Genomic DNA, 16,738 nt, shown 5'->3' on the forward strand with positions numbered 1-16,738 from the left:
CCGCACACAGCCAGCCGACGGTAGAGCCGACTTCAGTCGGCTGCTTTTTCCGCACACAGCCAGCCGACGGTAGAGCCGACTTCAGTCGGCTGCCTTTTCCGCACACAGCCAGCCGACTGAAGTCGGCTCTACCAAGCCGCAGGACGATCGCACGAGTGGTCGCAGAACCAGCGCGAACGATGACGTTTCCTGCACTAAATCCAACGCATCGGTGTCATCTGCGTCTCCACAACGTGCACGCCGATCGCAAAACACGCGACTACAAATGCATCACGCTCGCTATGCATCGGGTGATGCGTGTCACCAATCAGCGTAGATCAGAAAACCCTTACGGACATATTGGTCAGATCCCCACACGGAAGTCGGATCAGGCCCTCGGTATTTTCTGACATCACACGTAGGGTCACAGGCCCCGCGCGTTCTTCAACTCGCAGGGTTCACTGCACATCCCCCGTGTGCGGGACGCGGTCCCCTCCGCGTCCAGACCGCTATCCCAAGGAGCTTCATGAACAGGATTTACCGCTTGGTCTTCAACCGGGCTACCGGCGTCATGCAGGTGGCCTCTGAACTGGCCTCCACACTTTCCGCACCGGCCCGCGCTGTCGTTGCGACGCGCCGTCGTTCGCCGCTGGGCGTGGCGGTGCTGGCGGCGCTTGGCCTCAGCGCCGCCTCCGTGCCGTCGGCCTTCGCCGTACCCTACGACTTTACGTCCGACGAAGTGGTGGGCGATTCCCGCGTCTACGCCGACGGTTTCTTCATCGGCAACACTGGCGCCGTGGCGATCGATCTGGTCGGCAGCGGCAACCTGACCGCCAACGGCCTGGTGTCGCTGGGCACGGTCGCCGGCGCCAACGGCACGCTGCGCGTGATCGGGCCCACGGCCTACCTGCAGATGACCGGCGCTGCATTGCGCGTGGGTGAAGCAGGAACCGGCAGCCTGCAGCTGCTGGATGGTGGCAAGGCCACCTCCAACAACACGGTGACGCTGGGCTACGGCGCGGGCAGCACGGGCAACGCCATCGTCCGCGGGGCCGACTCCAGCCTCACCGCGCGCCAGCTGTTGGTCGGTCGCCAGGGCACTGGCACGCTGGACATCGATGGCGGGCGTGTCGCCACCACGATGGCCTACAGCGTGGTCAACAACTTCGGCCTCAGCGTCGGCTCTGACACTGCAGGCAGCGGTGCGATCAACGTAAGCAACGGCGGCGAACTGCTTGTCACTGACAACAACCTGCTGGTGGGACAGGTCGGACAGGGCACCCTGACGATCAATGGCGGCCGGGTCACGGCGGATCGCGGCATCTATGTCGGCGCGGGCACACAGTCCGGTGCCACCCAGGGCGGCCGCGGTGAGATCACCGTCAGTGGCGGTGGCCAGCTGGTGTCACAGGATCTCGTGCTTGGCACGTCCAACAACGCCACCGGCACGCTGACCGTCAGCGGCGCCGGTTCGGTGGTTGATGCCACTACGGTGCGCGTCGGACAGAACGGCGACGGCACACTGCGCGTGGAGGACGGCGGGGTGGTCACCGCCGATGAGGTAAATGCCGAAAAGTACGACGCCCTGGGCAGTGGTGATTTCGGCCAGACCGGCAGCATCGTGGTCACCGGCGCAGGCTCGGCGATCCGCGCCGCACGCGTGGATGTCACCAACCACCTGCTGCTGGAAGCCGGTGGCGCCATCGAATCCGACCGTGCGGCGATCAAGGACAGCTTCGGCCCGGCTGCCGGCACGGCGCTCATCACCGGCGCGGATACGACGTGGACCAACACCGGGGTGATGGACATCAGCACCAACCTCGATGTGCTGGATGGGGCGGTCATCCGCAGTGATGCGGTGAACATCAGTGGCGGTCTCAACGACGCCAGCATGGCGCCCGTGGCGGTGGACGAACAGACCCGTGTCAGCGGTGCCGGCTCGGCCATCGAAGCGGCGAACGGGCTGACCGTGGGCGCGGTGCTGCTGAAAGGGCCGTACGGCATGCTGAGCGTGAGCAACGGCGGGCGGGTCGCCGGTGGCAGCGGCATCCTGCTGGGTCAGAGCGGTTATCTGGTGCTGGGCGGCGGCATGGCGACGTGGTCCGTTGCCGACGGCGGTCCGCAGTGGCTGGCCGCGGAAGAAGCCGGAACACTGGACGGCGCGGCGATCTCGATGAACGGCAGCGCGGGCGGGCTGGTGTTCAACCACACCGGCGACATCGCACTGGGCAACACCATCCAGACCGTCTCGTCGGGAACGTCCAACGCCCACCTGCACGGCGGCGCGCTCACCCAGGTGGCGGGCACCACCACGCTCAATGGCGACCTGAGTGCCTTCGGCGGCGATGTCACCGTCACCGGCGGCACGCTCGTCATCAACTCGGACATGTACGCCGGCGCGGGCTATGTGGGCCCCAGCCAGGCCCTGCAGCAGCAGATCAATGTGCAGGGCGGCACGCTGGTGCTGAACGGTGCATCCGGCTTCCAGCAGGACATCGACTTCGGTGCCGGCCTGGGCAGCGAAGTGCGCCGCAGTTCGCTGGCCGAAGTAAGCGGATCCGGCGTGCTGGCAGGCAATGCGACGCTGGGCAGCACCTACGTGTTCAATGGCGGCACGCTGTCGCCAGGCAACGCCGGTGTCGGCACGATGACCATCGATGGTGATCTGTTCTTCAACACCAGCGGAGCCTTCCCCGAACAGGTCGCCAACAAGGCGTTCTTTGACGTGGACGTGCTGGGCAACGGGCAGGCCGACCTGCTGACGGTGACCGGCAAGGCGAACATCGGCCGCGGCGCGAACATCCTCAACTCCGGCGACACCGGCGTGCGCGTCACCGCACTGGATCCTGCGACCAGCTACCAGGACGGACAGACCTACACCATCCTGACCGCAGCAGGCGGGGTCGTCGGCACCTTCGACGACGTGATCTCCCGCTCGGCCTTCCTGGATACATCGCTGAGCTATACCGCCAACGACGTGCGGCTGAACATCGCGGTGAAAGACACCGGCCCGGTGGATCCCCCTGTTGATCCGCCGGTGGACCCGCCCGTCGATCCGCCGGTGGACCCGATCACCCCGCCGGTGGATCCGGTTACCCCGCCGCCACCGCCGCGCGTGTTCGTCACCGTCGCCGCCACCGGCAACCAGCTCGCCACGGCCGCTGCGCTGGATACGCTGCAGCAGTCCGGTGACGCCCTGGCGCTGTACAACCGCCTGCTGATGCTGGATGCGGACAGCGCACGCCTGGCGTTCGATGACCTGTCCGGCGAAATTCACGCCAGCAGTCGTGCCTTGTTGCTGGAAGACCGTTTCCTGCGCGATGGCATCGGCCAGCGCCTGCGTAGCGGCATGCCGGCCAGTGAGGGTGGCCCATCCGCCTGGATCGGGGGCAGTGGCGCGTCCAGCCGCCGCGATGGCGATGGAACGGCAGCCCGCACCCGCGACCACCGTGAAGGCCTGATGGCCGGTGCGGACTGGAGCATCGGCGAGCGCTGGACGGTCGGTGTGGCCGGTGGCCCCGAGTCGCTGCGTCAGCAGGTCGATGCGCGCAACGCAACGACGGAAGTCGATGCCGTGCACGGCGGCCTGTATGGCGGATTCCGTGGGGATGCGCTGTACGTCAACGGGGGCGCCAGCTATGCGGACTACACGCTGGATACGCGTCGCACCGTGGGCGCGGGCACGGCATGGGGACAGTCGCTGTCCAGCCGCCGTGACGCGCACGCGATATCGGGCTTCGTGGAAGGCGGTTGGGATTTCCAGGTCGACGATGCGTTGACGCTGACCCCGTACGTGGCACTGGCTTACACGCGCCTGTCCACCGAGGGCGGCGTCGAATCCGGTGGCAATGCCGCCTTGGCGATCGCCTCCAGCAAAGACGAGGTGTGGACGACCACCGCCGGCGTGCGGGCCGCCTGGGACATCAGCGGCGGTCAGCAGGACGGCGCACGGCTGGAAGCTGGGCTGGCGTGGCAGAACGCCGCCGGCGAACTGCGCGCGGATTCCCGCCACCAGTTCGTGGCCGGCAGCAGCCCGTTCACCGTTGTTGGCCTGCCGCTGGCCCGCAACGTGGGCATCGCCGAGCTGGGCGTGTCGGTCAACACCTCCAGCCGCAGCCGCCTGTCGCTGGCCGCCCAGGGCCGTGCAGGTGAAGGTCAGCGGGAAGTGGGTGCGCAGCTGAACTGGAACGTCGCATTCTGAGTCACGGCTGAGCATGTGGACACGGCAACGGGCTCCTTCGGGGGCCCGTTGTCGTCTGGTCGCTTACGGCGTACAGGCATCTTGCGTCACCTCACTCGTTTTGGGCATGCTGCTTCCATGTCCTCCCCCAAACGATCGATACACGTGGTGGCCGGCGTCATCACCGACGCCCGCGGCCGCGTGCTGCTCAACCGGCGTACTGAACACAGCGATCTGGCCGGTCTGTGGGAGTTCCCCGGCGGCAAGCGCGAGCCAGGCGAAACCTCCGAACAGGCGCTTGCCCGCGAACTGCACGAAGAGCTGGGCATCGAAGCGGACATCGGTGAGTGGCTGATGGACGTACCCCAGTGCTACCCGGACAAAGACCTGGTGCTGGAAGTGCGCCATGTACGCAGCTGGAAGGGCACACCGCGCGGTCGTGAAGGCCAGGCCATCACCTGGGTCGCGCCGGACAAACTGGGCCGCTACTCCATGCCGCCGGCCGACCTGCCGGTAGTGGCTGCGCTGCGCGAGCCGGATCGCTATCTGATCACGCCTGCGCCCCTGGAGGATGACATCGACAACGAGCGCTGGCACGAACAACTGTGGCGCGCTGTCGACGCAGGTCATCAGCGCATCCAGTTGCGGTTTCCAGCCGATCATCCACAGCGTGCGCAGCTGTGCGAGTCCGCCGTGCGTCGTCACCGGGGCGTCAGCCAATGGCTGGTCAACCGGGACATTGAATTGGCCCGTCATCTTGGGACCGGGGTGCACCTTGGCGCAGAGCAGTTGACGGCATTACGCGAGCGCCCCCTGCCTGCCGAACAACCCGTCGCGGCATCCTGCCATGACCTGCAGCAGCTGCAGGCAGCGCAGTCCCTGGGGTGCGACTTCGTGGTGCTGGGGCCGGTGCAGCGTACCGCCAGCCACCCCGACGCGGCACCGATGGGCTGGGAGCGCTTCGCCGCGCTGCGCGCACAGGTCGCCCTGCCGATCTACGCGCTGGGTGGCCTGGGCGTGCAGGACATCACCACCGCGCGCCGACATGGCGCACAGGGCATCGCCGCGATCCGCGGCCTCTGGCCGACCGACTGAGCGTACCGTGGTAGCGCCGAAGGCAGCGGCAGGAGCCGCTGCCAACGTCGCTTGCGACGGCCCGTAGGGTGCCGGTCAGGACGACCGGCATAGCCACGCTCGGCGAGCGCAGCGGCGCATCCGGATCCTTCACAGCGTGATCCTCAGCCGCTGTTCTACCGACTGCCGATGCCGTGGTAGCGCCGAGCCACGCTCGGCGAGCGCAGCGGCGCATCCGGCCCCCGCCGAGCCCGGCGCCGCGTTACCTCACAGCGTGATCCAGAAACACCCGTACTGCCGCCGCAGGCCCAGTACGGTGCTCGAGGGCGTTGCCGTACCCGGCAATACCTGGTGCAAACGCAGGCCGATCGGGTTCGCGCGCGGCAGCGCTACATCGCCGGTCGACTCGGCCAGCGGCGTGCCCGGATCGGGTTCGTCCGTCGGATACACCGGCACGATATCGACCAGCGGGCGCCGCGCAATGGATTCCAGCTGGCCGAGGATGCGTTGTGCACCGACATCGGACACCGCGCTCCACAAGTACAGCGTCGAGAGTCGATTGACGTCGTTGGCAGCGACTGCACCGCGCAACGCACCAACCAGCTCGCTCAGCCGACGCGGACAGCTTGCGCCCAGCGTATTGCGCTCCTGCGTGTTCCCTGCTGCCGGCGCGGTGGCCTCGGGTAAGCGTGCACGGGCACCCACGGCCTCACACGGCCGGTCGGTGTAAACGCTCTGCCCGCCTGCGTCGGTGCAGCGGTTGAGGCGCTGCGGTTGCGCATGGGCCGACGGCACGGCGGAAAGCAACAGCAGCAGGGGCAGGCAGGCGGCGAAGATATTCATTGCCCGCAGAGTAGCGGGTCACAGCCTGCCGTGGTGGTGTGCCGCCTCAGCTGCGCAGCAGCTTCAACACCGACGTTGTGGGCTTGGCCAGGTTCAACGTGTAGAAATGCAGGCCCGGCGCGCCGCCGTCCAGCAGGCGCTGGCACAACTGGGCCACCACCTCCGACCCGAACGCCCGGATGGCCGTGCTGTCGTCACCGTAAGCCTGCATCTTGCGGCTGATCCAGCGCGGGATCTCCGCACCGCACTGCTCAGAGAAGCGGCGGAGCTGGCTGAAGTTGGAGATCGGCATGATGCCGGGCACGATCGGTACCGTGACGCCAAGACGGTGTACGGCATCGACGAAGTGGAAGTAGGCGTCGGCGTTGTAGAAGTACTGGGTGATGGCCGCATCGGCGCCCGCATCCACCTTCGCCTTGAAGTGCTTCAGGTCGGTCAGCGCGTCGGCTGCCTGTGGATGCGTTTCCGGATAGGCGCCCACTTCGATGCGGAAAGCGTCGCCGTGCTCGGCGCGGATGAAATCGATCAGCTCGGCCGCATAGCGCAGGTCGCCGGGATGGCCCATGCCGGAGGGGAGGTCGCCGCGCAGGGCGACGATGCGGGTGCAGCCGATGGCGCGGTACAGCTTGAGCAGCTCGCGTATTTCCTGGCGGCTGCCGCCCACGCAGGACAGATGCGGTGCAGACTCGAAACGGTGGTGCTGCTTGAGGTGGCGTACGGTCTCGGAGGTATAGCTCAAGGTGGACCCGCCTGCACCGAACGTACACGACACGTACTCGGGCGCGAAGCTGCGCAGTTTGGCCGCCGTACGGTCCAGCTGGCCGCGCTGTTCGTCGGTCTTGGGAGGATAGAACTCGAAGCTGAGAGAAGTCATGGCGATAGCGGCAGCGGGTTTGCGCTCATTATATCTCTCCATCGCGATGGATATGCAAGTCGTCAAGGTCGGGGCAGCGCGTGGCAGCCGTCTCGTGGCATTGCACGTTTCCTGATGGACTGGCTCGGGGCGTACTGGGCAGGATGTGCAGGTCGGTGACGTGGAAGCACCGGCCGGGATTGGAGTCCTGTTACCTTTCGAAATTGGCTCTGTTTTGCCCCCTGGGCACGGCGGAGAATGCATCACCGCGCCAGCTCTCTGGCGGGCGATGCGTGGGGATACTATCCGCCGGTTTTTTTCGTTAGGTCCGGTACTCCAACCCGCATCGTCCGCCGCCTCGCGCCCTGGCGCAGGCGGCCTCCACGTTAGCGAGGCTCAACCCCATGACGGATCCCGCTCTCCCTGTTGCGCGCCTGCGTTCGCTGATCGGTGATGACGTGCGCGAACTTGCCACCGAGGTGGCCCAGCACCTTGAACGCCTTCTGGAACGCAACGGCATGCGCGATCCCACGGGCCTGCGCGCCGCTGTAGAGCAGGAAAGGCCGCGCACCCCCTTGGACATCGCCAATCATCTGGATGCCTGCATCTTTGAAAGCGGCGGTGATCCCGGAACCTTGGCCGAGGCGTTGCGGGATGTGACCGATCCCGGCGACCTGCGCCGCATCGCACAGGCCTGTGGGCTCTCCTTCGATGTGCTGCAGCGGCAGCTGTCCGGCCGCCGCACGCTGACCTTCAGCACGGTGCTGGGCGCCCTGCGCGCGCTGGGTGTGGAGCTGCGCGTCAGCGTCGGCACGCCTGTACCCTAGGCCTACGTTTCCCGCCCCGCCGTGCCTGCCATGTCCATCGTCCTGACCGAGTTCGCCCGTCCCCGCCTGTTCCCGCGCAAGCCCCGCGCCAACACCATTCAGGACTGCACGGCCGAGCAGTTCGTGCAGCACCTCAACGGCCACGCACCCTTGACGGTGCTCGAGGGCTACGCGCCGTTCTGCAGACTCTTCGTGTATGAAAACTGGACAAGCACCCGCTGCCTGACCGTGCCCATCACCGAGCAGAACCAGCACCTGCTGCGCAGCGGATACGAAGCGCGCAATCGCGACGAGTTGCCGGTGCTGGTCCGCTGGTTCGAGGGCGTGGAGTCGCCGGTGGCGAACTATCTGGTGGTGATTCTGTACAGCGCCGAGCAGCTGGCAAAGGAAGGCTCACCGATCGATGCGGAGTGGGGCATCGTCGGCTGCATCTACACCGCCGAGCCGGAAGAAGTGCCGATGGCACCGATCACCATGATGCGCAACGCGCTGGGCGTGGAGGAGGGCGGATCCGGCGTGCCGCTGGACCGCGATGCCTACGCGCGAGCGGTCACGTTCTGGGACAGCAACGCCAACTGGCGCCCATGACCCGCCGTCCCCTTGATACCGGAACGCCCTGGTAGCGCCGAAGGCGGCGGCAGGAGCCGCCGCCAACGTCGCTTGCGACGGCCCGCAGGGTGCCGGTCAGGACGACCGGCATAGCCACGCTCGGCGAGCGCCCCGCGCGGCGCCCTGCGCCCTGCCGGCTGGACGTGTAGAAGCTGCCGCTGCGCTCGCCGAGCACGGCTCGGCGCTACCCACGATGCGCGCAGGCGGGATGCGTGCGTGCCGATCAGCGGCGCCACCAACGATGCGCGCAGGCGGGAAGCGTGTGGGCCGATCAGCGGCCCTGGTAGCGCCGAGCCACGCTCGGCGAGCGCCCCGCGCGGCGCTCTGCGCCCTGCCGGCGGGACGTGTAGAAGCCGCCGCTGCGCTCGCCGAGCACGGCTCGGCGCTACCCACGATGCGCAGGCGGGATGCGTGCGTGCCGATCAGCGGCTCTGGTAGCGCCGAGCCACGCTCGGCGAGCGCCCCGCGCGGCGCTCTGCGCCCGGCCGGCTGGACGTGTAGAGGCCGCCGCTGCGCTCGCCGAGCACGGCTCGGCGCTACCATGGCGCGATGACGCCCGCCATCAACCTGCTCAAGCGCGAAAAGATCGATCACACCGTGCGCAGCTACGTCCATGACACGCACGCGGATTCTTTCGGTCACGAGGCGGTGGAAAAGCTGGGACTGATGCCGGAACAGGTGTTCAAGACGTTGGTGGTCAGTACCGAGGGCCACGAACTGCTGGTCGCCCTCGTGCCCGTGTCCGGGCAGCTTGATCTGAAAGCATTGGCGCACAGCGCAGGTTGCCGTAAGTGCGAGCTCGCCCATGTCGACGCCGCGCAGCGCGCGACAGGGTATCTGGTCGGTGGCATCAGTCCGCTGGCGCAGAAGAAGCGGCTGCGTACGTTCATCGATATCAGCGCCGATTCGCTGGCAACACTGAATGTCAGTGCGGGACGGCGCGGCCTGGAAGTGGAGCTGGCGCCGGGTGATCTGGCGCGGCTCACCCGTGCGGTGTTCTGCGCGATCGGACGGTAATGCCGAGCGGCGCACGGTGGCAGCGGCTCCCGCCGATGCCTTCGGCGCTCGCGTGTTCGACAGGCACAACGGCAGTCCTCAAACAGAAACGGGCGCCCGAAGGCGCCCGTCCGTGGATCATCGCGGTGAACCGCTGGATCAGTAGCGGTAGTGATCCGGCTTGAACGGACCTTCCACCGGCACGCCGATGTAATCGGCCTGTTCCTTGCTCAGCGTGGTCAGCTTCACGCCGATCTTTTCCAGATGCAGACGCGCCACTTCCTCGTCCAGCTTCTTCGGCAGCAGGTACACCTTCTTCTCGTAGCTGTCCTTGTTCGCCCACAGGTCGATCTGCGCGAGCGTCTGGTTGGCGAACGAGTTGGACATCACGAAGCTCGGGTGGCCGGTGGCGCAGCCCAGGTTCACCAGGCGGCCGTCGGCCAGCAGGAAGATCGCGTTGCCGTTGTCGAACACGTACTTGTCGACCTGCGGCTTGATGTTGATCTTCTGCACGCCGGCAAGGGCGTTCAGGGCATCGACCTGGATCTCGTTGTCGAAGTGGCCGATGTTGCAGACGATGGCCTGGTCCTTCATCTTGCTCAGGTGCTCGATGCGGATGATGTCCTTGTTGCCGGTGGTGGTGACATAGATGTCGCCACGGCCCAAGGTGGACTCAAGGGTGTTGACCTCGAAGCCTTCCATCGCCGCCTGCAGGGCGCAGATCGGGTCGATCTCGGTGACCACCACGCGCGCACCGTAGGCACGCAGCGAGGCGGCGCAGCCCTTGCCCACGTCACCGTAGCCGCAGACCACGGCGACCTTGCCGGCCAGCATCACGTCCATCGCGCGCTTCAGGCCGTCGGCCAGCGACTCGCGGCAGCCGTACAGGTTGTCGAACTTGCTCTTGGTGACCGAGTCGTTGACGTTGATGGCCGGGATCAGCAGCGTGCCGGCCTGGGCCAGCTGGTACAGGCGGTGCACGCCGGTGGTGGTCTCTTCAGAGACACCCTTCCAATCCTGGACGACGCGCCCCCAGTAACCCGGGCGCTCGGTGGCCACGCGCTTGAGCAGGTTCTTGATGACCTGTTCTTCGTGCGATGCCGCCGGCTCGTTCACCCACGTGCTGCCGTTTTCCAGCTCGTAACCCTTGTGGATCAGCAGGGTCACGTCGCCGCCGTCATCGACCACCAGTTCCGGACCGGTCAGCGTGCCATCGGCCAGGGTGAAGGTCAGCGCGTCCAGGGTGCAGTCCCAATACTCTTCCAGCGTCTCGCCCTTCCAGGCGAACACCGGGGTGCCGGTCGCGGCGATCGCAGCGGCCGCATGGTCCTGGGTGGAGAAGATATTGCACGACGCCCAACGCACGTCCGCGCCGATGTCCTTCAGCGTTTCGATCAGCACGGCGGTCTGGATGGTCATATGCAGCGAGCCGGTCACGCGCACGCCCTTCAGCGGCAGGTCGGCCTGGTGCTTGCGGCGGATCGACATCAGGCCCGGCATCTCGTGCTCGGCGATGTCCAGTTCCTTGCGGCCCCAGTCGGCCAGCGAGATATCGGCAATCTTGTAATCACCTTCGGTGGAGAAGGTCTTGGCAACAGCGTTCATTCATTGCTCCGGTTGTGGACGAGCGGTTGCTCGTATCTAGCCGGGCGCCGTTTTACATTGCCATCCTCCGAGCCTGGCCGGGTTGTCCGGTCGCAGCGCCCCTCGGCAGGGGAAGATGCCCATTATATCGCGGCCCGGGGGGCCCCAACCATCGGCAGGGTGTGAACGGCGCGGCGGCTGTTAAGGTCGGGGTTCAACAAGCAACGAAGGGGTAGTCATGAGCAAGCGTGTGCGGCGTACGGGCCGATGGAAGGGGGCGGTGCTGTCGATGGCGTTGCTGGCGGTCATGCCGACCACGTGGGCCGCGACCCCGCAGGTGACAACGGCCAGTGCCGAGGTCGCCGGCTACCAGCTTCCCTCCGCCGCGTTGCAGGCGGTCGTCGACCAGCCGCGCGCACCCGGCTTGTTCCTGTCGCCGCAGCGCGACCTGGCCGCCATGCTGCAGATGCCGCCGCTGCCGTCCATTGGCGTGGTGGCGCAGCCCGAGCTGAAGCTCGCCGGCCGCCGCATCAACCCGCGCACGTTCTCCGACAGCCGCTTCAGTTACGGTGCGAAGCTGTGGCTGATGGGCATCGGGGACGGCAAGGACCGGCAGATCAGCGGGCTGCCGCCCGTGCTGTCTGTTGCCAGCTTGGCGTGGTCACCGGATCAGAAGTGGCTGGCCTTCAACCAGGTCGATCCGGCGAGTGGCGCCAATGAGCTGTGGCTGGTGGACGTGGCCAACGCCAGCGCACGGCGCCTGCGCGGTGACCTGAATACCGTGCTCGGCGATGGCTACCAATGGCTGCCGGACAGTCGCGGCCTGCTGGTGATGAGCCGCCTTGCCAACGCAGGGGCGCCACCGTCCAGCGATGTCGCCCCCACCGGCCCGGCCGTGCAGCAGACCAGTGCGGGCGCCGGTGTGGTGTCCATCCGCACCTATCAAGACCTGCTGAAGAACGAAGCCGACGCCCGGTTGTTCGATTACTACGCCACCAGCCAACCGACCGAGATCGGTCTGGACGGACAGGCCAAGGCGGTGGGCATGGCCGGTGTCTACCTCGGCCTGAGCCTGTCGCCTGATGGCGGCTACCTGCTCAGCCAACGTGCGCAGCGGCCCTATTCCTACGTGGTGCCGGTGAGCAGCTTCCCACGCCGCATCGAGGTGCTCGACCGCGGCGGCAAACTGGTCCACACCGTCGCCGTGCGGCCGCTGGTGGAAGGCCTGCCGACCGGCAACGACGCCGAGGTGACCGGCGTGCGGGACATCAGCTGGCGCGCAGATGTGCCGGCAACCCTGGTATGGGCCGAGGCGCAGGACGGCGGCGACCCGAACCGCGAGGCGGCGATCCGCGATGCGGTGCTGATGCAGGCCGCACCGTTCGACAAACCGCCGGTGACGCTGGCGCAACTGGGTAGCCGCTATGCCGGCATCACCTGGGCGCGCGGTGACCTGGCCCTGCTCAATGAAGCGTGGTGGAAGACGCGCCGCAGCAAGACCTGGCTGATCGCCCCGGATGAGGCAGCGACCGATCCGAAGTTGCTGTTCGACCGCGATGCACAGGACCGATACAGCGATCCGGGCAAGCCGGGCACACTGCGCGATGACAACGGCCGCGCGCTGCTGCAGACCAGCGCCGATGGCAACAGTATTTACTTCTATGGAGCCGGTGCATCGCCGGAAGGCGACCGGCCGTTCCTTGACCGCTATGAGCTGGCCAGCGGCAAGACCACGCGGCTCTTCCATTCGCAGGCGCCGACGTACTCGGTACCCATCGCCCTGCTGGGTGCTGATGCATCGTCGCTGTTGTTCACCCGCGAGAGCCCGGAGCAGCCCGCGAATTTCTACGTGCAGCCGCTGGGTGACGCTGCCGTTGGCGTGGCACCGCGCGCGCTGACCACCTTCGCCCATCCCTTGCCGGCACTGCGGGCTGTCAGCAAGGAACAGATCCGCTACAAGCGGAAGGATGGCGTTGACCTCACTGCAACGCTGCTGCTGCCACCGGGGTATGACCCCAAGCGCGATAGCCCGCGGCCGCTGCTGATGTGGGCCTACCCGGGCGAGTACAAGAGTGCGGCAGCCGCAAGTCAGGTCACCGGCTCGCCCTATCTGTTCAACGCCATCAGCTACTGGGGTCCGCAGGCGTTCCTTGCGAAGGGCTATGTGGTGCTGGCCAGCCCGACCATGCCGATCATCGGCGAGGGCGACAAGGAGCCCAACGATACGTATCTGGAGCAGCTGGTTTCCAACGCACAGGCCGCGGTGGATGAAGTGGTACGGCGCGGCGTAACCGACCGCGACCACATCGCCATCGGCGGGCACTCCTATGGTGCCTTCATGACGGCCAACCTGTTGGCCCACAGCCGCCTGTTCAAAGCCGGCATCGCCCGTAGCGGTGCCTACAACCGTACGTTGACACCTTTCGGTTTCCAGGCCGAGGAGCGCAATTACTGGCAGGCGCAGGACACCTATCTGAAGATGTCGCCCTTCAACTACGCGGGCAACATCAAGGACCCGATCCTCTTCATCCACGGCGTGGACGACAACAACTCCGGCACCTTCCCGATGCAGAGCGAGCGCATGTTCGCGGCAGTGAAGGGGCTGGGAGGGACCTCGCGGCTGGTGATGCTGCCCAACGAATCGCACGCGTACCGCGCACGCGAGTCGATCATGACCATGCTGGCCGAGAGTGAGCGCTGGCTGGAACAGACCATCGGCAAGGGCGAGCGCATCGGCCGGTGACCGGAGCGTGATGCATCTGACGGCCAGCGGCCGTCACTACCGACGCGGCGGCCGTCTGTATCGAGGCCGCGGCCGTCACCGTTGAAACCAACCGTCGGCACGCAATTGAACTGCGCTACGCTTGGTACAGGCTCCTGGCTTGAGGTTCGTGCGTCGCCGATGAACGAGTTCCGCAGCAGCATCATGTTCGCTACCCCTGATATCCCGCTTCGCGACGATGTGCGCCGGCTTGGCGCCCTTGTGGGCGACCTGCTGGTGGAGCAGGTATCAGAGGCATTCTTCGACGACGTGGAAAGTGTGCGCACGCGGGCCATTGCCCGCCGCGAGAACGCGTCACCGCTGTCCGACCTGGCCGACGGCCTGGCGGGCCGCTCGCCGCAGCAGGCCGAGGCGATGGTCCGGGCCTTCAGCACGTACTTCCAGGTGGTCAACATCGCCGAGCGTGTGCATCGCATCCGCCGACGCCGTGATTACCAGCGCGCTGGCACGCAGACCCCGCAGCCCGATGGCCTGCAGGATGCGCTGCAGCACCTGAAATCGCAGGGCGTGACGTTGGACGAGCTGGAACGCTGGCTGCCGCGCATCGACATCGAACCGGTGTTTACCGCGCATCCCACTGAGGCGGTGCGACGCGCGTTGCTGGAGAAAGAGCAGCTGATGGTCGCCAGCCTGGTGGACAACCTGGACGGCCAGCGAACGCCCGGTGAAGCGGCTGCCGACGATGCACGCTTCCGCATGGCGTTGACGGCGTCCTGGCAGACGACCGATTCCTCACCGGTGCGGCCGACCGTGGATGATGAGCGCGAACATGTCGGCTTCTATCTGGTGCAGGTGCTGTACCGCGTGATTCCCGTGCTGTACGAGTCGCTGCAGCAGGCCCTGCGCGACACCTACGGCGAGAATCTGCCGCTGCCACGCCTGCTGCGCTTCGGCACGTGGGTGGGCGGCGACATGGATGGCAACCCCAACGTGGATGCCGGCACCATCCGCAGCACACTGGATGCGCAGCGCCGCGCGGTGCTGGGCCAGTACCAGAAGGAACTACTGCAGCTGGCCAGCCTGCTCAGCCAGTCCACCGAGCGGGTGGCGGTGAGTCCTGCATTGAAGGCAAGGCTGGACGACTATCTGCAGCGCCTGCCCGACGTGCAGTCGCGCCCGCGCCATGCCGACATGCCGTACCGCCTGTTGAACGACCGCATGCGCGCTCGCCTGCAGGCGACGCTGGATGATGGCGACGGCGCCTATGCGGGTCCGGGTGAGCTGATCGAGGACCTGCAGCTGATCCTGGACAGCCTGGTCGCCAATCGCGGCGAACACGCCGGCGGCTTTGCAGTACAGCGGCTGCTGTGGCGGGTAAAGACGTTCGGCTTCCATCTGGCACGGCTGGATGTACGCCAGGAATCCAGCGTGCATGCACGTGCGCTGGCGTTGGCGCTGGACGGCGAAGACGCCTGGCAGGCCCGCGACGCCGCCGCGCGTGCCGCGCTGCTGGGGCCGTATGCCAGTGGTGACGAGGCGCTGCCGGTCACCGATGAAGAGGGTAACCAACGCCTGGATGCGGTGTTCGCCGCACTCGCTGACGCACGCCAACGCCACGGTGCCGATGCGCTGGGCAGCTACATCATTTCGATGGCGCATGATCGCGGTGACGTGCTGGCAGTACTGGCGCTGGCCCGCCGCGGCGGCTTGGTCGATGAGGAGGGCGCTGTACCCTTGGACATCGCCCCACTGTTCGAAACGGTGGACGATCTGCGTCATGGCACCGCGACCCTGCGCGACCTGTTGGCCGATCCGGTCTATCGCGCTCATCTGGCATCGCGTAATGACGTGCAGATGGTGATGCTGGGTTACTCCGACAGCAGCAAGGATGGCGGCATCGCGGCATCGCGCTGGGGCCTGCAGCGCGCCCAGGTGGAACTGCTGGATGTGGCCGCTGAGAACGGCATCGCCCTGACCTTCTTCCATGGCCGCGGTGGTTCGATCAGCCGTGGCGGTGGCAAGGCCACCCACGCGGTGGACGCATCGCCGCGTGGCAGCATCGACGGTCGTCTGCGGGTCACCGAGCAGGGCGAAGTAATCCACCGCAAGTACGGCATCCGCGCGCTGGCGGTGCGCTCGCTGGAGCAGGCCACCGGCGCGGTGCTGCGTTCCAGCCTGCGTCCTCGCGCGCCTGAGCCGCGCGAGGAGGCATGGCGGCCGGTGATGGACGTGGTGGCCGATGCGAGCAGCACCGCCTACCGTGCGTTCGTCGGCCAACCGCGCTTCATGGATTACTTCCGCACCGCGACGCCGATCGATGTGATCGAGCGGATGACACTGGGTTCGCGTCCCTCGCGCCGGTTGGGCCAGGACGCAGCGCTGACCAACCTGCGCGCCATTCCCTGGGTGTTCGCCTGGAGCCAGGCGCGTGCGGTGATCCCGGGCTGGTACGGTGTGGGCACGGGCCTGCAGGCCGCGGTGGATGCCGGCCACGAAGACACGCTGCGGCAGATGGCGCAGGACTGGCCGTTCTTCCGCACCTTCCTGGATGACATCGCCATGGTGCTCTCGAAGGGCGACATCACCATCGCCGAACAGTTCTCACGGCTGTCCGGCGAACTGCACGGCAGCTTCTTCCCGAAGGTGCAGGACGAGTGGGCCCTGACCGAGCGCTGGTTGTTGGCGCTGACCGGCCAACCGTCACTGCTGGAGCACGACCAGCGGCTGGCGCTGTCGATCCGCCTGCGCAACCCCTACGTGGATCCCATCAGCGTGCTGCAGGTAGATCTGCTGCAGCGCTGGCGGGCCAGCGGCGGCGAAGACGACGACCTGCTGCGCGCGCTGGTGGCGTGCGTCAATGGCGTGTCGCAGGGCGTGCAGAATACCGGCTGACGCTTGGGTGCGCCGAGCCAGCTGAGGTCTGAAACACACCGCGCTGCGCGCTCGCCGAGCACGGCTCGGCGCTACCAGGTGGGCCGCTTCCGTGCGCCCGTAGCGCCGAGCCACGCTCGGCGGAATCTGTCCGGCACGGTGGTGGCACACGCCGCGCTGCGCGCTCGCCGAGCATGGCT

10 protein-coding genes and 1 riboswitch are annotated in these 16,738 nt (G+C 66.9%); of the genes, 7 read left to right on the forward strand and 3 right to left on the reverse strand.

The features are described from left to right. Window positions 1–505 precede the first annotated feature (505 nt). Window positions 506–4,180 carry an autotransporter domain-containing protein gene (locus tag ICJ04_RS03020; RefSeq protein ID WP_188326084.1) on the forward strand — a complete coding sequence of 1,225 codons (3,675 nt, stop codon included), beginning with the start codon at window positions 506–508 and terminating at the stop codon, window positions 4,178–4,180. A gap of 117 nt (window positions 4,181–4,297) precedes the next feature. Beyond that, complete coding sequence (locus tag ICJ04_RS03025; protein ID WP_188326085.1) at window positions 4,298–5,254, forward strand: Nudix family hydrolase; 957 nt, start codon at window positions 4,298–4,300, stop codon at window positions 5,252–5,254. Between the two features lie 246 nt (window positions 5,255–5,500). Here the strand turns inward: ICJ04_RS03025 and ICJ04_RS03030 are convergent, their stop codons facing one another. Together ICJ04_RS03030 and metF are read right to left on the reverse strand one after the other, a co-directional pair. Beyond that, window positions 5,501–6,076 carry a DUF4124 domain-containing protein gene (locus ICJ04_RS03030; RefSeq protein WP_188326086.1) on the reverse strand — a complete coding sequence of 192 codons (576 nt, stop codon included), beginning with the start codon at window positions 6,074–6,076 and terminating at the stop codon, window positions 5,501–5,503. A gap of 46 nt (window positions 6,077–6,122) precedes the next feature. Beyond that, entirely contained in the window at window positions 6,123–6,950 is an 828-nt protein-coding gene (metF, locus tag ICJ04_RS03035) for a methylenetetrahydrofolate reductase [NAD(P)H] (RefSeq protein ID WP_188326087.1), read from the reverse strand. 383 nt (window positions 6,951–7,333) lie between these two features. Between metF and ICJ04_RS03040 the strand changes: the two genes are divergently transcribed. From ICJ04_RS03040 to ybaK, 3 genes are all read left to right on the forward strand, one after another. Continuing rightward, a complete protein-coding gene (locus ICJ04_RS03040) occupies window positions 7,334–7,756 on the forward strand; it encodes a hypothetical protein (protein ID WP_188326088.1) in 423 nt (140 codons plus the stop codon). A 30-nt stretch (window positions 7,757–7,786) separates the two neighbouring features. After that, window positions 7,787–8,344, forward strand: coding sequence for a DUF3228 family protein (locus ICJ04_RS03045; RefSeq protein ID WP_188326089.1), 558 nt, complete (start codon window positions 7,787–7,789; stop codon window positions 8,342–8,344). 570 nt (window positions 8,345–8,914) lie between these two features. Continuing rightward, window positions 8,915–9,382: a Cys-tRNA(Pro) deacylase gene (ybaK, locus tag ICJ04_RS03050; protein WP_188326090.1), complete on the forward strand. Its 468-nt coding sequence runs from the start codon at window positions 8,915–8,917 to the stop codon at window positions 9,380–9,382. A gap of 138 nt (window positions 9,383–9,520) precedes the next feature. Here ybaK and ahcY read toward each other — a convergent pair whose 3' ends face one another. Beyond that, entirely contained in the window at window positions 9,521–10,966 is a 1,446-nt protein-coding gene (gene ahcY / locus ICJ04_RS03055) for an adenosylhomocysteinase (protein WP_188326091.1), read from the reverse strand. Window positions 10,967–11,001: 35 nt separating this feature from the next. Further along, a riboswitch (S-adenosyl-L-homocysteine riboswitch) is annotated at window positions 11,002–11,076 on the reverse strand. A gap of 107 nt (window positions 11,077–11,183) precedes the next feature. Here ahcY and ICJ04_RS03060 point away from each other — a divergent pair. Then, window positions 11,184–13,688: a prolyl oligopeptidase family serine peptidase gene (locus ICJ04_RS03060; protein ID WP_188326092.1), complete on the forward strand. Its 2,505-nt coding sequence runs from the start codon at window positions 11,184–11,186 to the stop codon at window positions 13,686–13,688. A gap of 159 nt (window positions 13,689–13,847) precedes the next feature. Next, entirely contained in the window at window positions 13,848–16,559 is a 2,712-nt protein-coding gene (gene ppc, locus ICJ04_RS03065; RefSeq protein ID WP_188326093.1) for a phosphoenolpyruvate carboxylase, read from the forward strand. Window positions 16,560–16,738 lie beyond the last annotated feature (179 nt).

The organism is Stenotrophomonas sp. 169, from assembly GCF_014621775.1.
GTDB lineage: Bacteria > Pseudomonadota > Gammaproteobacteria > Xanthomonadales > Xanthomonadaceae > Stenotrophomonas.